At 70.7% G+C, this 16617-nt stretch carries 16 protein-coding genes; 9 read left to right on the top strand and 7 right to left on the bottom strand.

The annotated features are described in order from the left end of the window. Window positions 1–39 precede the first annotated feature (39 nt). Complete coding sequence (locus ACIPSE_RS38970; RefSeq protein WP_401672672.1) at window positions 40–1965, bottom strand: N-acetylmuramoyl-L-alanine amidase; 1926 nt, start codon at window positions 1963–1965, stop codon at window positions 40–42. 225 nt (window positions 1966–2190) lie between these two features. On the opposite strand from ACIPSE_RS38970, the gene ACIPSE_RS38965 reads away from it, so the two are divergent. Then, complete coding sequence (locus ACIPSE_RS38965) at window positions 2191–2967, top strand: GNAT family N-acetyltransferase (protein ID WP_401672669.1); 777 nt, start codon at window positions 2191–2193, stop codon at window positions 2965–2967. A 535-nt stretch (window positions 2968–3502) separates the two neighbouring features. Here the strand turns inward: ACIPSE_RS38965 and ACIPSE_RS38960 are convergent. Continuing rightward, window positions 3503–4429 (bottom strand): SDR family NAD(P)-dependent oxidoreductase, encoded by a 927-nt coding sequence (locus tag ACIPSE_RS38960; RefSeq protein WP_401672665.1) that lies wholly within the window; start codon window positions 4427–4429, stop codon window positions 3503–3505. 81 nt (window positions 4430–4510) lie between these two features. Further along, complete coding sequence (locus tag ACIPSE_RS38955; protein ID WP_401672663.1) at window positions 4511–5122, bottom strand: TetR family transcriptional regulator; 612 nt, start codon at window positions 5120–5122, stop codon at window positions 4511–4513. A gap of 127 nt (window positions 5123–5249) precedes the next feature. Here ACIPSE_RS38955 and ACIPSE_RS38950 point away from each other — a divergent pair, with 127 nt between their 5' ends. Next, a complete protein-coding gene (locus ACIPSE_RS38950; RefSeq protein ID WP_401672661.1) occupies window positions 5250–6113 on the top strand; it encodes an oxaloacetate decarboxylase in 864 nt (287 codons plus the stop codon). 31 nt (window positions 6114–6144) lie between these two features. Here the strand turns inward: ACIPSE_RS38950 and ACIPSE_RS38945 are convergent, their stop codons facing one another. Continuing rightward, entirely contained in the window at window positions 6145–6639 is a 495-nt protein-coding gene (locus ACIPSE_RS38945) for a MarR family winged helix-turn-helix transcriptional regulator (RefSeq protein WP_401672659.1), read from the bottom strand. 194 nt (window positions 6640–6833) lie between these two features. Here ACIPSE_RS38945 and ACIPSE_RS38940 point away from each other — a divergent pair, with 194 nt between their 5' ends. From ACIPSE_RS38940 to ACIPSE_RS38930, 3 genes are all read left to right on the top strand, one after another. Then, window positions 6834–8186, top strand: coding sequence for an MFS transporter (locus ACIPSE_RS38940; RefSeq protein WP_401672656.1), 1353 nt, complete (start codon window positions 6834–6836; stop codon window positions 8184–8186). A gap of 110 nt (window positions 8187–8296) precedes the next feature. Beyond that, window positions 8297–9097, top strand: coding sequence for an SDR family NAD(P)-dependent oxidoreductase (locus ACIPSE_RS38935; RefSeq protein ID WP_401672654.1), 801 nt, complete (start codon window positions 8297–8299; stop codon window positions 9095–9097). Window positions 9098–9231: 134 nt separating this feature from the next. Further along, window positions 9232–10032 carry an SDR family NAD(P)-dependent oxidoreductase gene (locus ACIPSE_RS38930; protein ID WP_401672652.1) on the top strand — a complete coding sequence of 267 codons (801 nt, stop codon included), beginning with the start codon at window positions 9232–9234 and terminating at the stop codon, window positions 10030–10032. Between the two features lie 661 nt (window positions 10033–10693). On the opposite strand, the gene ACIPSE_RS38925 is transcribed toward ACIPSE_RS38930, so the two are convergent. Then, window positions 10694–11170, bottom strand: a complete 477-nt coding sequence (locus ACIPSE_RS38925; protein WP_401672650.1) for a nuclear transport factor 2 family protein — start codon at window positions 11168–11170, stop codon at window positions 10694–10696. A gap of 180 nt (window positions 11171–11350) precedes the next feature. Here ACIPSE_RS38925 and ACIPSE_RS38920 point away from each other — a divergent pair, with 180 nt between their 5' ends. Beyond that, the gene (locus tag ACIPSE_RS38920) at window positions 11351–11545 is read left to right on the top strand and encodes a hypothetical protein (RefSeq protein ID WP_401672648.1); all 195 of its coding nucleotides are present in this window, start codon (window positions 11351–11353) and stop codon (window positions 11543–11545) included. 158 nt (window positions 11546–11703) lie between these two features. Then, window positions 11704–12351 carry a TetR/AcrR family transcriptional regulator gene (locus ACIPSE_RS38915; RefSeq protein ID WP_401672645.1) on the top strand — a complete coding sequence of 216 codons (648 nt, stop codon included), beginning with the start codon at window positions 11704–11706 and terminating at the stop codon, window positions 12349–12351. Between the two features lie 98 nt (window positions 12352–12449). Here the strand turns inward: ACIPSE_RS38915 and ACIPSE_RS38910 are convergent, their stop codons facing one another. Then, entirely contained in the window at window positions 12450–13580 is a 1131-nt protein-coding gene (locus ACIPSE_RS38910; protein ID WP_401672643.1) for a glycosyltransferase, read from the bottom strand. A 237-nt stretch (window positions 13581–13817) separates the two neighbouring features. Between ACIPSE_RS38910 and secY the strand changes: the two genes are divergently transcribed. Then, a complete protein-coding gene (secY, locus tag ACIPSE_RS38905) occupies window positions 13818–15131 on the top strand; it encodes a preprotein translocase subunit SecY (protein ID WP_401672641.1) in 1314 nt (437 codons plus the stop codon). A 181-nt stretch (window positions 15132–15312) separates the two neighbouring features. Beyond that, window positions 15313–15849: a DUF4232 domain-containing protein gene (locus ACIPSE_RS38900; RefSeq protein WP_401672638.1), complete on the top strand. Its 537-nt coding sequence runs from the start codon at window positions 15313–15315 to the stop codon at window positions 15847–15849. A gap of 179 nt (window positions 15850–16028) precedes the next feature. On the opposite strand, the gene ACIPSE_RS38895 is transcribed toward ACIPSE_RS38900, so the two are convergent. Further along, window positions 16029–16592, bottom strand: coding sequence for a hypothetical protein (locus tag ACIPSE_RS38895; protein ID WP_401672635.1), 564 nt, complete (start codon window positions 16590–16592; stop codon window positions 16029–16031). Window positions 16593–16617: the final 25 nt, after the last annotated feature.

The following is a 16617-nucleotide window of genomic DNA, read 5'->3' as shown; positions in this document are numbered from 1 at the left end:
GGACCGGACGGATCCGGCGCGCGGAGGCCGTCGGCGTACTCAGTCCTCCCAGTGCCGGACCGCGTCGGTCGCGGTCACGTCACCGGCGTAGACGAGTGCCACACGGTGGTTGAACTGGACGGTGTACATCTTCTTGCCGCCGATCACGACCGCCCCGCTGGAGGGGAAGAAGTCGTCGGTGGCGACGGGGCCGGTGGTGGCGACGTACGCCTGGCCCGCCGGGATGGCGTACATGGTCAGGGGAGCCTGGGTGGAGGCGCCCAGCCCCGCCGGGTACTCGGCCTTGTCCGGGTAGCTCGATCCGTACACGGAGACCGAGGCCGAGCCGGCCGGGCGGACGACCTTCACCCCGTAGCCGATCCTCGTGTTGACGCCGTCGGGGTTGTGGAACCACACCTCGGCGCCGCTGTACCAGATCGCGGTCCAGTCGCCGTCCTGGTCCGCGACGACGAACTGCTGTCCGGACTGGGCCGTGCTGCCCCAGTCGTTGATCCGGTCGCTGCCGGCCGCCGTTCCGTGGATCGCCTGGTCGCCGAAGAGCGGTGCCGTCTCGCTCGGAGCGGTGCGCAGGGGGACGAAGTTCGCGGGCTGCCGCCGCTCGGTGCAGGCGGTGGTCTGCCCGGTCGGGTCGTCGGCCGGGCACACCTGGACGGTCTGCTCGTTCTGCGCGAACGAAGGGTCGACCGTCACGACGTCGCCGGCCCGCGGCACGCCGGGCAGTCCGCCGACCGGGGCGCCCAGCAGGCTCATGAAGTGCTGCCAGTCCCAGGAGGGGCCCGGGTCCCAGTGCATGCCGGAGACGAGCGCCGAGTTGGGCCCGGCAACGTTGTCATGGCCGATCACGTGCTGCCGGTCCAGGGGGATGTCGAACCGTGCGGCCAGGTACCGCACCAGGTCGGCCGTGGCCTGGTACTGGGCCTCGGTGTACCAGGCGGCGCCCTGCACGGCGAAGCCCTCGTGCTCGATGCCGATCGAGTGCAGATTGGTCGAGTAGTTGCCCGCCTGGAAGGCGATGTTCTTGGTGGGCACCATCTGGGTGACGGCGCCGTCCGAGGACATCACGTAGTGCGTCGACGCGGGGTTGGCGGGGTTGGCCAGACCCGTCACACCGGCGTCGTAGGTGGTCTCCAGGTCGTGGATGACGATGGTGTCGATCCTGATGCCGTTGGCGGGACGGTCGGAGACCTGACCGCCGGCGGGGGAGCCGGCGACGAAGGTGCACCGGACGGCGGGCGGGCACTCGGTGTCGGCGGTGGCCGCCGTCCTCAGTCCCAGCGCGGCGAGCTGTGAGGGCACCGCGGTGACCGACGGGTCGGCGGCCAGCCGGACCTCCTGGCCGTCCCGCGTCCTCGCGGTGGCGCCGCTGCGGATGGTGTCGAAGACGCGGTCGGCGAAGCCCGCCGCGCTCTGCTTCTGCTCGGCCTGACTGTAGCGGGCCACCGCGCCGTACCAGCGGGAGGCGTCCGCGGGCGTACCGCCGACCAGTTCCTTCTCGTACGAGGCGAGCAGCGCCGCACCGCCCCGGATGTTCGCCACGTCGTCCTCACGCAGCTGTCGCGTGGACAGGCCCGTCAGTTCGGCGGCTGCCCGCAGGGTGTGCAGGGCGGGGTCCGCGGCGAGGCTTTTGAGATCGGCGCGGCCCGCGGCGCCCGCGGCGCCGCCCGCCAGCATGCCGGGGGTGACGTCGGTGAGGTGCATGACCCCGTAGCCGCCGTCCGTGCTGGCCTGGGCGCCGTGCGACTCCCACCCCGACTCCTGGTGGGCCAGGGCCAGCAGGACGGCGGGCGGGATGTCGTATGCGGCGGCGGCGGACAGCAGCGCCTGCTGCCGGGCCGTGGAGGCGTCGGGCGACGAACCGGACGCGGAGTCGGCCTGCGCCGTGACCGGCGAGACGAGCAGGCCGCTCGCGGCCAGCACACTCGCGGCGGTCGCGACGAGGCCGACGGTCCTCTTTCGCTTGTGCAAGGCAAGGATCCTTAGGAACCGGGAGACATGAGGGTCCGGAAGCGCCCCTGAGCGAGGGCACGGGTGCCTGAGGCAACATCTGGACGTGCCGCCGACTATAGGGCGTCCGTTCACCGCCCGGGCGCAAGTACGCGTCAAGAAGCGGACGTTGACGTTTCTAATAGATACATGTCTATGAAGTTCCACCGCGCGCGGTGGAGGAAATGCCTGGATATACTCACACGTATGACTGAACAAGACGCGGTCCGCGCGGCAGCCGAGGCCTTCCAGGCGGCGACGGAGCGGCTCGCCGACGTCGTTCCGAACGGATTTCACCAGCGCGGCCCCGCCGACGCCCTGCTCACCGTCACCGGCTCCCTGATCCCGGTGCTGAACGGCATCATGAGCGTGTCCGACGTACCGGACGCGCAGGAGATCACGCTGCTGTGCGAGAAGCTCCAGCCGTATGTCGAGCAACTGCCCTGGAGCATCCGGCTGCGGGGCGAGGCGGGGCAGGAGATCACCGGCCTCGCCGCACGGCACGGCCTCACGACGCGCACGGAACAGCCCTTCATGCTGCTCTCGCTGAAGGACGCTCAGGAGCGGCAGGGGACCGGCTCGGGATCCGTCACCGTACGTCCGCTGGCCGCCGACGAGCACGAGACCTTCGCCACCGTCCTCGGTACGGCCTTCGGCGCACCGCCGATGATCATCAGCAGCCTCTACACCCCCCATGTCCTCGGCCAGCCGTTTGTGACGACCTACCTCGCCGAGACCGACGGCACACCTGTGGGGGCGGGGCTGGCGATCGTCGGCGAACGGCATGTCGGGCTCGCCAACATCGGGGTCCTGCCCGTCCACCGGCGGCGCGGGGCCGGACGGGCGCTCGTCGAGGCGATCCTCCGGGACGCCTCGGCCGCCGGAGCGCACACGGCGTACCTGCACTCCAGCGACGAGGCCCTGCCGCTCTTCGAGCAGCTCGGCTTCCGCACCCGGGAGTCGTGGTCCGTCTTCACGGCCTGAGCGCGCACAGGTGCCGAAGCCGGGGTGACGCGGGCGGTGGAGCGATGGCCGGCCGTCGGGGGAGTGACGGCCGGCCATCGCCGCTGTGAGGGCCGGGCATGCCCTGCCGGCCGGTCGTCACGAGGGGCGCACCCGGCCTGGGCGGACTCCGTCCGGACCCCGGACGCCCCGTCGGAGCCGTTCTCCGCGCCGCCGACGTCGCCGTCCGCCGGGGACCCTCCACGAGGGCATCGGACTCGCCCTGCCGGGCGGCCTGTCCGGCTCGGCGATCGGCCTGGTCACGGTCCTGGCGATCGACCAGGGTGGCGTGCTGGGCGGACACCCGCTCGCGGTGCTCGGCGCCGGCCTGCCGGCCACGCCGGCCGCGACCGTCCTGGTAGCGCCGCTCTGACGATCCCGATCCGCAGCCTGTCCCGGATGGCCCCGGCCCGCGTCCTCGCCGCCTACGGAGCCGGGCGAGACCATCGGCCTACGCGCGACGGTGACTCCGTCCGGCCGCTCGAACGTGTCGATCCGGACGCCGCCCGGGGTGCCGTCACAGCATGTGCGGGGCCTTGGTGCCGTTGGCCAGGACGGTCCGCGGGAGCAGGTCGACGAGTTCGTCGTACGACCATGGGCCGTTCTCCTCGTCGCGGAAGATCGTCCGCGTCTCGACGGGGTGGCTGTAGAGACCGATCTTCCCGCCGCCGGCCCGGAACACACAGCCCGTCACGTCGGCCGCGGCGTCCGAGGCCAGGTAGACGACGATCGGCGCGACCATACCGGCATCGGCCCGCGCCTCCTTGGCCTTCGCGCGGCGCTCGCTCATGGCGCCGGCGGCCACGAGCGCGGCGTCCCGCTGCTTGGCGTCCTCCGTCATCCTGGTCAGGGCGAACGGCGCGACGGCGTTGACGGTGATGCCGTCGTGGTCCAGCTCCCACGCCAACTCGTAGGTCAGGCTGACGACTCCGCCCTTGGAGGCGGCGTATTCGGGATTGCCGATCGGGGCCGCCCACTGGTTCGAGCACGTGTTGACGATCCGCCCGCCGCCGTTCTCCCGCAGGACCGGTACGGCGGCACGGCACATCGCGAAGGTTCCCTTGAGGTTGACGTCGACGGTCAGCCCGAAATCCTCCTGCGTCACCTCCTCGATCTTGTGCTGCCGCACGATCCCCGCGTTGTTCACCAGGATGTCGAGCCGGCCGAACTCCTCGACCGCGGTGGCGACCACCCGGGCGGCGCCCTCCCAGTCCGCCACCGACTCGTAGCTGGCCACCGCCTCGCCGCCCCGCGAGCGGATGTACGCGACGACCTCGTCGGCGGGCCCCTGGGCGGCACCCTGTCCGTCGGCCCGTACACCGACGTCGTTGACGACGACCTTCGCGCCGGCGGCCGCCAGCGCGATCGCCTCGCCCCTGCCGATGCCCCGGCCGGCGCCGGTCACGATCGCCACACGTCCGTCCAGCGGTCCTCGTTCCGTCATGACTCTCTCCTTGCAGAAAAGGGTGGTACGCGCGCTCTTGGAAGGCTTCAGCGCGCAACGCCTGCACAGGGGGTGACACACCTACACGCCAGGCTCGTCCAGAAGACGGGCCAGCAGGTCTTCCAGACGGCGGGTGAGGTCGTCGGGATCCGCTTCGACCAGGGCCGTGTTGCCGATGATGCTGCGCATCAGCCACACGCCGAGGATCAACGAGAGGGCTAGCGCGGCACGTTCCCGCGTCCGCGCACCGGTCATCAATCCGGCGAGATGACTCTCCACATGCCGTTCGATGCCCTGACGGGCCGTCTCCGCGGAGCGTGCGTTCGCCGCGGACCGCAACGTCAGCAGGAAGGGGCTCAGTTCGTCCGCCCCGGGCCCCGTGCGCTCCACGAGCGCTTTGGCGATGTCGCGGCTCAGAGTCGCCAGTTGGTCGCTCACCACGGTGTGCGGGGCGAAGGAGGCGTCCACCACCTCGGCGAACAGCTTCTCCTTGGACCCGAAGCAGCGGTTGACCATCATCGCGGTCACCCCGGCGTCCTCGGCGATCGCCCGCACGCCGGCGCCGTCGTAACCGAGCCGGGTGAACGCGTTCACCGCGGATCCGAGGATCGCCTCACGGGTCGCCGCCGCGTTGCGCGGACGGCCGGTCGGCGCCGCCCCAGGAGGGCCTCGATGGCACATGTCGCTTTCCACGACGGCCAGTGTAGTCAAACCTGCGAGACAAGTCTACAGTTGCAGACATGACGGTTCCGCCTGGTAGGTCCCACCCGTCGGCATCGGCGAGCGCGGACCGCACTCGGGCGAGGAAGGTGAGAGAGACATGGACCATCTGCGGCGCGCGGCGTTCAGAAGGCGGGTGGAGCACGAGGGGCCACTGATGATCCCGCACTGCCCGGACGCGCTCACGGCACGCCTGTGCGAACGGCTGGGCTTCGACGGCGGATACCTCGGAGGCGGCGGTCTCGGTCTGTCGCTCGCGGTCTCCGAGGCGTTGTTGTCGGTCACGGAACTCGCCCAGACGGCGGCCGCGATCCGCCGGCGCTCCGCGCTTCCCCTGGTGGTGGACGGCGGAGTGGGCTTCGGCGACGCGGTGCACACGGCCCGCACGGTGTGGGAACTGGAGGCCGCGGGCGTCCACGCCATCGAGTTGGAGGACCAGGTGGCACCCAAGCGGGCCAGCCACCACCGTCATGTGGAGCACCTGATCCCGGTGGCGGAGATGACCGGAAAGCTCCGTGCGGCCGTGGCGGCCCGTCGCGACCCTGACCTGCTGCTCATCGCCCGCACCGGGGCGGTGCGGAACGAGAGTTTCGACGCGGCGATCGAGCGCTGCGAGGCCTACTTCGCCGCGGGTGCCGACGCCGTCATGCTGCTGCCGGAGAACGCCGGGCAACGGGCCGCGGCACCGCGACGGCTGTCCGGTCCCGTGGCGCTGCTGACTTCGTTCGACCTCCACGGCGCCGGGGAATGGGCCGGGTTCGGGTACTCGATGGTCATCGATCCGGTGACCGGACAGGCGGCTGCCTTCAGCGCTCTGCGCGAGGCGTACGAGGCACAGCGGGCCGGACGGCCGAGCGCCCGCCCCGCCGCCGAGTCCTTCGCCGTCTACGAGGGACTTCAGGAACTCGCGGGCTTCGAGGAGCTGTACGACATCGAGCGGGCCACCACCGAGCCCGGCACGTGAGGGACACGCGGACGCCGGGCGCGGGCGGTCATCAGGCGGTGTCCGTGCCGCTTCCCCGGCCCCGGCGGGGCGCGGACACCGCGTCGGAGTCGGCCAGGCGCTCCAGGATCGCCGCGAGCGCCGGCAGGGCCGACTGCTCCTTCGCGGTGAGGGTGTGCTCGATGGCGGCGGTGAGCCAGTTCTCCCGGGCCGCCAGCCAGCGCTCGGCTTCCTCCCGCCCTCGCTGGGTGGCCGAGACGAGCATGCGCCTGCCGTCGGCGGGGTCCGGACTGCGGGTGACCAGACCGTTCTTCTCCAGGGCGGCCAAGGTCTGGGACATCGACTGCGGCTTCATGTACTCGGCCGCGGCGAGGTCGCTCGTGGTCGCGGGAGGCCCGGACACCACGCGGTACAGGGCGGCCAGTTGGCTGCGGCTCCAGGGACCTGTGTGCATCCCGGTCTCCGAGCGGATACGGCCACGCAGCCGGTCCATGGACCGTACGAGTTCCAGTGCCAGATCCGCCGGCAGGGGTTCTTTCGCTTCCACGGAAGAACCATACAGGCTACCTGAAGGTCTTCACGGAGGTGTGTTGTCGGCACACTCACACCTGCGAGCGCAACATGTTAAGGCAACCTGTTCAGTTTGCCTGTACTGTTGCCGGCATGGAACGACGTGAAGCGGCGACCGCCCGTGATGCGGCCTCAGAGACGTCAGAGCAGCCGGACCAGGACAGTGGGGCCGTGAGCCCCGGCTGGCGGTTCACCGTCCCCCTCATGCTCGGATCGTCGCTGAACCCGATCAACAGCTCGATCATCGCGACGACACTCATCGCCATCGGCCAGACGTTCCACGCCGGAGCGGCGTCCACCATCTGGCTGGTGTCGACCCTCTACCTGGCCAGTGCCATCGGGCAGCCCACCATGGGGCGGCTGGCCGAACGCCTCGGCCCGCGCCGGGTCTTCGTGGCGGGTCTGACCCTGGTCGGGATCGGCGGAGCGCTCGGCACCGTGGCGACGAACCTGCCGACCCTCGTGGCCGCCCGCGTCATCCTCGGGGTGGGCACCTCGGCCGGCTACCCGACCGCGATGGTGATGGTGCGGCGGTGGGCCGCCGGGCACGAATCGGCGCGCACGGGCGGCACCCTCGGCGCGCTGGCGATCGCCGCCCAGGTCACCTCGGCTCTCGGGCTCCCGCTGGGCGGCCTGCTGGCGGCGGCCGCCGGGTGGCGCGTCACGTTCTTCATCAACGTGCCCCTGGTCCTGCTCGGCGTGGTGATGACGCTCGCCTGGGTGCCGCGCGACCCGCCGCGTGCCGAGCGGACCGCGCGGGGCACGGCCGCTGCCGGGCTGGACGTCCCGGGAATGGTCCTGTTCGCCGGCACCATCGCGTCCCTGCTGTTCTTCCTCAACGACCTGCACCACCCGCGGTGGCCGCTCTGCGGGCTCCTGGTGGTCCTGCTCGTCGCCCTGGCGCTGTGGGAGCGCAGGACGGCCGACCCGTTCGTCGACGTGCGGATGCTCGCCGGGAACAAGGCGCTGAGCGCCACCTATCTGCGCGTCTGCCTCACCTTCCTGCTCAACTACTGCATCCTGTACGGCCTCACCCAGTGGCTCCAGGAGACCAGGGGCCTGTCCGCGATCGGCGTGGGCCTGCTGATCCTCCCCATGTCCGTGTTCGCCGCGCTCGTCTCGATCCCCTTCGCGCGGCGCAACCTGGTGCGCCCGGCCCTGTACTGCACCGCCGCCGCGGCCGTCGTCGGTCCGGCCGGCCTGCTGCTGTTCACCTCGACCACACCGATCTGGGCCATGGTCCTGGTCACCATGGTGTTCGGCGTCGTGTCGGGCCTGGGCGTGATCGGCAACCAGGCCGCGCTGTACCAGCAGGCGCCCGCCGAGGCCGTGGGCGTCGCCGCCGGGCTCATGCGCACCTTCACCTACCTGGGTGCCGTGCTCTCGTCGAGCCTGATCAGCCTGTCCTTCGGCGACCGGGCCACCGACAGCGGCCTGCACACCATCATCTTCGCGCTGCTCGGCCTGGGCGTCGTGCTGTTCGCCATCACCCCCTCCGGCGCGCGGAACCTCAAGGCGTCCTGACCGCCACCGCGGCACACCAGGCTGCCGACACGCGCCGCGGCGGCCGGGTATGCGCCACCCCCGCGACGCACACTCGAAGTACACACCTGACAAGAGGAAGACACCTGCTCATGGACATGCAGCTCAACGGAAAGCGGGCCCTGGTCACCGGTTCGAGTGCCGGGCTCGGGCGGGCCATCGCCGAGGCACTCGCCCGTGAGGGGGTGAGCGTCGTCGTGCACGGGCGGGACGGGACACGCACCAGGGAGACGGCCGACCGCATCCTCGCCGAGGGCGGCCGGGCGGACATCGCGGTCGGAGATCTGAGCACGGCGGAGGGGGCGGAGGCCGTCGCCGCCGCGGCGCTCTCCGGCGGCACGGTCGACATCCTGGTCAACAACGCCGGGGCGTACGACCAGGTCGGCTGGATGGACGCCACGCCGGAGATCTGGGCGCAGACGTACCAGGCCAACGTGGTCTCGGGCGTGCGGATGGTGCAGAGCCTCGTTCCGCGCATGCGGGAGAGCGGCTGGGGCCGGGTCATCCAGATCGGCGGCGGCCTGGCCGTGCAGCCCATGTCGGCGCAGCCCCACTACAACGCCTCGCTCGCGGCCCGTCACAACCTCGCCGTCTCCCTGGCGCGCGAGCTGAAGGGGAGTGGCGTCACCTCCAACACCGTGGCGCCCGGGGCGATCCTGACCGACGCGGTCCGGGACCTGCTGTGGCAGATCGCGCCGGCCCACGGCTGGGGCGACACCTGGGAGGAGATCGAGCGGGCCGCGGCGGAGAGCTGGGTGCCCAACGACGCCAACCGGTTCGGGCGCCCCGAGGAGATCGCCGCGGCGGTGGTCTACCTCGCCAGCCCTCTCGCCGGCTACATCAGCGGAGCGACCCTGCGTGTGGACGGCGGAACCATCCGCTCGGTGAACTGAAGCGTCGGGCAGGTGCCGCCGCCGGCCCGTGTCCGCCTCCGCCGGCGCAAGAAGTCTACCGGTGTATACTTAGCTATAGCGGCACACTTCCCCGGCTGTCACAGCGCCGGGAGCCCAATCGAAGGACGTAGGACATGAACCTGAATCTCACCGGAAAGCGCGCGCTCGTCACGGGATCGAGTCTCGGACTCGGCGAGGCCACCGCGAAGCTGCTGGCGGCCGAGGGCGCCGCGGTCGTGATCCACGGCCGGGACAAGGAGCGCACCGAGAAGGTCGCCCGGGAGATCCGCGAGGCCGGCGGCAGCGCCGGCACGGTGCTGGGCGATCTGGCCGACGACGAGACGGCCGCAGAGGTCGCGCGGGCGGCCACCGCGGACGGACCCGTGGACATCCTCGTGAACAACGCCGGCTTCTACCGCCACCTGTCCTGGGCGGAGGCCACCCCCGACGAGTGGCGTGACACCTACAACGTCAACGTCGTCTCGGGTGTGCGGATGATCCAGCACCTGGTCCCGCAGATGCGCGAGCGCGGCTGGGGCCGCGTGATCACCATCGGCGGCGGTCTCGCCTCCCAGCCGATGAACACCCACCCGCAGTACAACGCCACCCTGGCGGCCCGCCACAACCTCGCGGTCTCCCTGGCCCGCGACCTGAAGGGCACCGGCGTCACCTCCAACGTGGTCTCGCCCGGCGCCATCCTCGTCGAGGCCACCAAGGAACTCGTCACCCACATCGGCCCCGCCCGAGGCTGGGGCGAGACCTGGGACGAGATCCGCCCCAACGCCGTCAACGCGCTCATCCCCAACGACCAGGAGCGCTTCGGCGAGCCGGACGAGATCGCCGGAGCGGTGGCGTACCTGTGCAGCGAGTACGCCCAGTACATCAGCGGCGCCACCATCCGCGTCGACGGCGGCCTCATCCGCTCCGCCTTCTGAGATCGCCGGAGCACACGACCACAGAGGTGGGGGTACTGTCCGGTACCCCCACCTCTGTCTGTCGGTGGCATGGACATCCTGGTGGACAACGCCGCCGCCACCGGTCCCGGTACCATCCCGGACGCCGACCTGGAGTGGCTGCCAGCCATGGAGGGGGTCGTGACCAAGGCGTTTCCGCGGTCCCGCTTGCACGGCTCCGACTTTCACCGACCCTCGGTCGAGAAGGCCCGCAAGCCAGCAGTGGAGGAGGGGCGTGGGCGACCGCGTGACGTTCGACGTGGCCTTCGCGCAGGACTTCCCCGGCGGCGACTTCGACCTCGTCACCTTCTTCGACCGCCTCCACGAGCTCGGTGACCGCGGCGCGGTGCTCCGGCACGCGGAGCAGGCCCTCGCGGAGGACGGAAGCTGTCCGGTCGCCGAGCCGAACGCGTCCGGTGAGCCGGGGGAGAACGCCCACCTGATCGGCCGGTCCTTCGCCGCCACCTCCGCCGTCCTTTGCTTGCCGGCGGCCATGGCCCAGGGCGGCGGCCCGCACGCACTGGGCCATCACCCGGGCCGGGACGCCCTCGCGGCGATCGACACCCAAGCGGGCCTGAGCGGCTTCAGGCTTGCCGCCGAGACAGTGACCGTCCCCCCGACCGCACCTCTTCGTCCCGCCGCGTCAGCCCGACGCGGCGGCCTGGCGGAGATGCCGGCTCACATCGCCGACCAGGGTGATACGCACCCGCCTGCTGGTGAAGCGCCACCGGCCGTCCCGGCGAGAGAAGCCGTCGTGGTAGCGGCCGGCGGCGATGATCTGGAGGGGCAGGTCGGGCAGCGCCTGCAACACGGTGACGTACGAGCGTGCGAGCGCGGTGCCCGCCTCCTCGTCGACCTCGACGGCGACATTGCTGACGACATGCTGGGTGCGCGGAGTCCCGTCGGCGTGGACGACCAGCGTGTCCCGGAACATCGCCTCGATCGCGTCCCGTCCCCTCACCGGCCCACCGCTGCCGGTGAACACCGCGTCGCCGAGAAGATCGCCCAGCCCGGCGAAGTCACCGTCGTCCACCAGCTCGGCGTAGCGCGCGATCAGGTTCTGGACGGCCCGGTGACCCGACGACGGGTCTGCGGACGGGTACGGGGTGGGCACGGACATGGTCTCCTCCCAGAAGACGCCTGACGGGGGACGGCACACGTGTGACGCCCCCCTACCAGTGAAGCATGGATCACCTCACGCCCGTCACCCTCTTGACAGGTGACGCGCCTCGGCGCATGCTGGTGTTCGTCCGGGCGACAAGCCGGACACCGACCACGATCGACGAAGTGGGGCACAGCCATGAACCAGGAGCTCAGCACCGACGCCGCGGCAGCGGCCCTGCGGCACGCGCGCTTCGGCAGCCTCCCCGAGCGCATCCGACTCGAGGACATGACCGAGGGCGCCGAGGCCACCCCGGGTGCGGCGAACAACTCGTACGACCCCGAGGGCTCATGGAAGTTCTACTCCTGCCTCGCCCTCGACCTGGGCCTCTGACCACACCGCCCCCGCCGCCCCCGCCGACAGGTGAGTGGACACACCTCCACTCACCCCGGCCCCCAGCGCGGCCCAGGCCGTCCGTCCCCCTCCCCACCAGGGCATCATGGACGGATGGACAACAGAGAACGCGTCCGCCGGCGCCCGGCGAGAAGAGCGTGACCGCACAGGCCGGCGGCTCCCGGCGCCCGTACCGCAACGACCGTCGCGCGGAAGCCGCCGCGGTCACCCGGGCGACGATTCTCGACACCGCCCTGCGCCTCTTCGTCCAGCACGGGTACGCGAAGGTCACCATCGGCGACATCGCCCGCGAGGCCGGCGCCGCGGTACCCACCGTGTACGCGAGCACCGGCGGCAAGTCCGCCATCCTGACTGTCCTGATGAACCGAGGCGTGGACGACCCGGTCGTCGAGCGGACGACCGACGCCGTCCGTACCGCGACCGAGGCGAGAGCGGCGATCGCGGCTCTCGCCCACGGCGTCCGTCTGGACAACGAACGGCACCTGGACATCGTCCAGGTCATGATCACGGCCGCCGCCGTCGAGCGGAGCGTCGAGGACGAACTCCGCCAGGTCGCCGCCGCCTACCGCCAGGCGCTGGGCGTGCTCACGGAACGGCTGGCGCAGCTGGGCGCGCTCCGCCCCGGCCTGAGCCATGAGCGCGCCACCGACATCCTGTGGTTCCTGTTCGGGCTGCCGTCCTGGCGGCTGTTCGTCGCGGAGCGCGGCTGGTCCTGGGACGAGACCGAGCACTGGCTCACCGAGCAGGCGACGGCCGCCCTCGTCGCGGAACCGACAGACGACTGACCTCCCCGCGGCACCACCGACCGGACGAAGAACGGCCCCGTCGCCGGGGCCGCTCCCATCGACGGAGCTCCGCCCGGCAGGCCGGGCGGAGCCGTGCGTCAGCCCAGAAGGGCGGCCAACTGGTCGGCCACCTCGCGGGGCGAGGGCATCGCCGCGATCTGCTCGGCGGCCCGGCCCGCGTTGTCCCGGTACTCCGCGCTGTCGAGCACCTCGATCACGGCCTCGGCGACCGCCTCCGGACCGGCGGGCGGCATGACGGCGACACCGGTGCGCGAACCCGCGACGGCGCCCGCCTGAAGGAACTGGTCGGCCCCCTGCGGTACGACGACCATCGGCAGCCCGCGCGAGAGAGTGCCGAGCGTGGTGCCGGCTCCGCCGTGGGTGACCACCAGGTCGACACCGTCGAGCAGTTCGGCCAGCGGGGTGAACCCGACGAACTCGACCTGGTCGAAGCCGTCGCCGTAGTCCGCGGCCGTGGCGGTCAGACCGAGTGTCACCACCAGGTCGGTCTTGGCGGCGAGCGCCTCGATGACCGGACGCAGCACGTGGGGTGCGGCGAAGTGCGTACCGAAGGAGAGCAGCACCTTGGGACGGTGACCGTTGCCGGGGGCCGTCGACACCGTGGTGTCGGGCGTCCGGGGGCCGCGGTGGGCCTCGGGCCGCAGCGGCAGACGGCCCTGCGGCGCCTGCCAGTCCGGGCCCTGGAGCGCCTCGGGGCAGGGGTCCAGGTACCAGGTGGGCCCGGGGACGGTCAGATCGCGTTCCTTGTGGCGGCGCTCGGCCACCGCGTCGAAGACGTCGGTGAACTGGGCGGGTATCAGCGGGCCGAACGCGAGCTTGGCGTAGGGCACTTCGAGTGCCGCGGCGACGAGCGGGCCCACGTAGTCGGTGGCTTCGGCGACGATCAGGTCAGGGTCGAACGCGCGCGCCGCGGCGATCGCGGCGTCCGCGGTGAGGTCGATCCGGGCACCCGCGAACAGTTCGGCGGCCACGGCGGGGTCGGGCACCGTCGGGTCGTCCACACCGGCAAGCCGGGCCGCCTCCATGAGCAGCTCGGGGATCTCGGGGCCGACGGGAAGCAGGGTGATGCCCTCGGCGGCGAACAGTGGCCCGAAGGAGGCCGAGGTGATCGCGGCCACCTCGTCACCGCGGTCGCGGAAGGCACGGGCGAGGGGGAGCCCCGGCAGCAGATGGCCATGCTGCGGAGTGCTGGAGAAGAGGATACGCATGTGGCAACTCTAGAGCATTGGATGAAGTGTGCCTGTATCCGATACCTGATTCAAGACACATGTGAACAGTGTCCATGTCCGCCATGGGTGGAACCTCTCCCCGCACACCTAAAGCTCGTTTGATGTATTTTCTGTTGATAGGTGTGCCGGAGACGTATCGGAGTTCATGCAGGTGTGTCCGCCACCGGTCGGGGGCGGCATTCGTCGCTGCCATGTCGCTGCCTTCCAGGAGACCTCGTGCTCACCGCGTTCACCCAGGCGTTCAGGACGCCTGACCTGCGCAAGAAGCTGCTCTTCACCTTGGGCGTGATCGTGCTCTACCGGGTCGGCACGCATGTCCCGATCCCGGGCGTGGACTACCGGGCCGTTCAGGACTGCGTCGCGCAGGCCTCCGGCAACCAGGGCCTGTTCGGGCTGGTCAACCTCTTCAGTGGCGGCGCGCTGTTGCAGATCACCATCTTCGCGCTCGGCATCCTGCCCTACATCACGGCCAGTATCATCCTCCAGCTGCTGACCGTGGTCATCCCGCGTCTGGAAGCCCTCAAGAAGGAGGGGCAGGCCGGTACCGCGAAGATCACGCAGTACACCCGCTACCTGACCGTGGCGCTCGCCATCCTCCAGGGCACCGGCCTGGTGGCCACCGCCCGCAGCGGCGCGTTGTTCTCCGGCTGCACGGTGGCGTCGTCGATCGTCCCGGACCGCTCGGTCTTCACCACGATCGTCATGGTCGTCACGATGACCGCCGGTACGGCACTCGTCATGTGGCTCGGTGAGCTGATCACCGACCGGGGCATCGGCAACGGCATGTCGATCCTGATGTTCGTCTCGATCGCCGCCACGTTCCCCTCGGCCCTGTGGGCCATCAAGAAGCAGGGCACGCTGGCCGGAGGCTGGATCGAGTTCGGCGCCGTCATCGCCGTCGGCCTGGCCATGGTCGGCCTGGTGGTCTTCGTCGAGCAGGCCCAGCGCCGTATCCCGGTGCAGTACGCGAAGCGGATGGTCGGCCGTCGCGCCTACGGCGGCACCTCCACGTACATCCCGCTGAAGGTGAATCAGGCGGGTGTCATCCCGGTCATCTTCGCGTCGTCCCTGCTCTACGTCCCGGCCCTGGTCGCACAGTTCTCCAGCGGCACGTCCGGCTGGAAGACCTGGATCGAGCAGAACCTCGTCAAGGGCGACCACCCGGTCTACATCAGCCTCTACTTCGTGCTCATCGTGTTCTTCGCGTTCTTCTACGTCTCCATCTCCTTCAACCCGGACGAGGTCGCGGACAACATGAAGCAGTACGGCGGCTTCGTCCCCGGCATCCGGGCGGGCCGGCCGACCGCGCAGTACCTGTCGTACGTCCTCACCCGGATCACCTGGCCGGGCGCCCTGTATCTGGGGGTGATCGCCCTCGTTCCCACCATCGCGCTGGCCGGCTTCGGGGCGACGAACAACTTCCCGTTCGGCGGCACCAGCATCCTCATCATCGTCGGCGTCGGACTGGAGACCGTGCGGCAGATCGAGAGCCGGCTCCAGCAGCGCCACTACGAGGGCTTCCTCCGCTGACACGTGCACGGAGGCCCTTCACGAGGCCACACATGACTGCTCGCCGCCACGAGATGGCCAACGGCAGGTCAACAACGTATCTCGCGACGCAAAGATCGGACAGGCCCGCGAACCGATCCCCCTCAGAACACCTCATACATGTCAGAAGCAGACAGACAAGGCATCGGTAAGGGGCCACATCATGAACTTCGGCAAGCGCACTCACCACCTCGTCACACCTGCCGTCCTCTCGGTGTTGTCCGCGGTGGCGCTGATCGGTGTCACGGCGGGCACATCGCAGGCCGCGACCCGGCCGGGATGGGCGGACACGTCCTCGCTGACCGTTCGGGTGCACGCGCTGGACTCGGGCGCGGGGCAGCGCTACGCGACGGTGATCCTCACCAACAAGACCCACAAGACCGTCCGGACCCAGGGATATGTGGGGCTGCGGCTCCTCAACTCCCATGGCAAGGAGGTGCCCACGCGGGTGGTCCGCGACCACGGCCGTACTGCCCTCATCACGCTCAAGCCGGGACAGAGCGCCTACACCCGGCTGCACTGGGGGGACGTCCCGGCCGCCGGTGAGCCGACCAAGGCGGAGAAGAACCCGACCCGTCTGGAGGTCACCCCTCCCGACTCCTACAAGCACCTCAACGCCGCGTGGAAGCTGGGTGAGGTCCTCCAGAAGGGCCGCGTCGACGTCACCCCGCTGGCGAAGGGAACCGGCCCGAAGTTCTGACGCCCGCGCGTTCTGATCGCCCGCGCCGCGGAGCAGGCCGGGGACATTCTCAGGGCCGAGGCCCACACACCCCCGCAGGACTCCGCACGCACCAGGGCGGTGCGAGACCGGGTCTCGCACCGCCCTGTCGTACTGCGCCTGTCGATCCGCGCGTGTCGTACTGCGCCTGTCGGCTGACGTCAGCGCAGCGTGTACGCCGTGGGGATGGTCTGCCGCACGGTGTTGCCCTGGCTGTCGGTCGCGCTGATCCTCAGTCCCACGCCCTGGGCGGCCTGGTCCCGCCGCGGGTTCCGGATCGTCGTGACGAAGGTGTTCCTGCCGGCCGCCTTCGTGCTCACCTGGTGCCAGGTCCTGCCCCCGTCGAAGGACGTCTCCGCCTTCAGCGAGGTCACCCTGGGCAGGTCGGTGAGCCGCTCCTGGTAGTAGCCGACGACCGTGACCTGGTGGTTCTCGCCGGCCCTGACGGTGTTGTCCAGGGCCAGGCCGAGGTCGTAGCGCAGGAAGATCAGCGGCTCGGGGCGGCAGGCCGCCTCGTTGCCGCCGGTCAGCTCACCGATGCACGGGCTCAGCGTCGAGGTGTCGTCCTTGGTGACCTGGGCGGAGCTGTAGCGCCACACCGTGCTGACGCCGTCGGTCTCCGTCTCGAACGTGTACCGGGCGGACTTCGCCGGGAGTTCGTAGGAGACGAGATCACCGCCCTTGCAGCCGGAGAGCATCAGTGTCGCCGCTGCGGCCAGCAGCATGAGGGCCCCTCTGCGACGTCGTGCC

The sequence above is a fragment of the Streptomyces sp. NPDC090106 genome, assembly GCF_044747265.1.
Lineage (GTDB): Bacteria > Actinomycetota > Actinomycetes > Streptomycetales > Streptomycetaceae > Streptomyces.
This window is presented reverse-complemented; position numbering and strand designations above follow the sequence as displayed.

What these genes read in the sequence shown, in the direction of transcription:
- ACIPSE_RS38965 (WP_401672669.1), top strand. Translation starts at nt 2,191, where the DNA reads ATGACTGAACAAGACGCGGTCCGCGCGGCAGCCGAGGCCTTCCAGGCG.
- ACIPSE_RS38960 (WP_401672665.1), bottom strand. Translation starts at nt 4,429, where the DNA reads ATGACGGAACGAGGACCGCTGGACGGACGTGTGGCGATCGTGACCGGC.
- ACIPSE_RS38950 (WP_401672661.1), top strand. Translation starts at nt 5,250, where the DNA reads ATGGACCATCTGCGGCGCGCGGCGTTCAGAAGGCGGGTGGAGCACGAG.
- ACIPSE_RS38935 (WP_401672654.1), top strand. Translation starts at nt 8,297, where the DNA reads ATGGACATGCAGCTCAACGGAAAGCGGGCCCTGGTCACCGGTTCGAGT.
- ACIPSE_RS38930 (WP_401672652.1), top strand. Translation starts at nt 9,232, where the DNA reads ATGAACCTGAATCTCACCGGAAAGCGCGCGCTCGTCACGGGATCGAGT.
- ACIPSE_RS38925 (WP_401672650.1), bottom strand. Translation starts at nt 11,170, where the DNA reads ATGTCCGTGCCCACCCCGTACCCGTCCGCAGACCCGTCGTCGGGTCAC.
- ACIPSE_RS38920 (WP_401672648.1), top strand. Translation starts at nt 11,351, where the DNA reads ATGAACCAGGAGCTCAGCACCGACGCCGCGGCAGCGGCCCTGCGGCAC.
- ACIPSE_RS38910 (WP_401672643.1), bottom strand. Translation starts at nt 13,580, where the DNA reads ATGCGTATCCTCTTCTCCAGCACTCCGCAGCATGGCCATCTGCTGCCG.
- ACIPSE_RS38900 (WP_401672638.1), top strand. Translation starts at nt 15,313, where the DNA reads ATGAACTTCGGCAAGCGCACTCACCACCTCGTCACACCTGCCGTCCTC.
- ACIPSE_RS38895 (WP_401672635.1), bottom strand. Translation starts at nt 16,592, where the DNA reads ATGCTGCTGGCCGCAGCGGCGACACTGATGCTCTCCGGCTGCAAGGGC.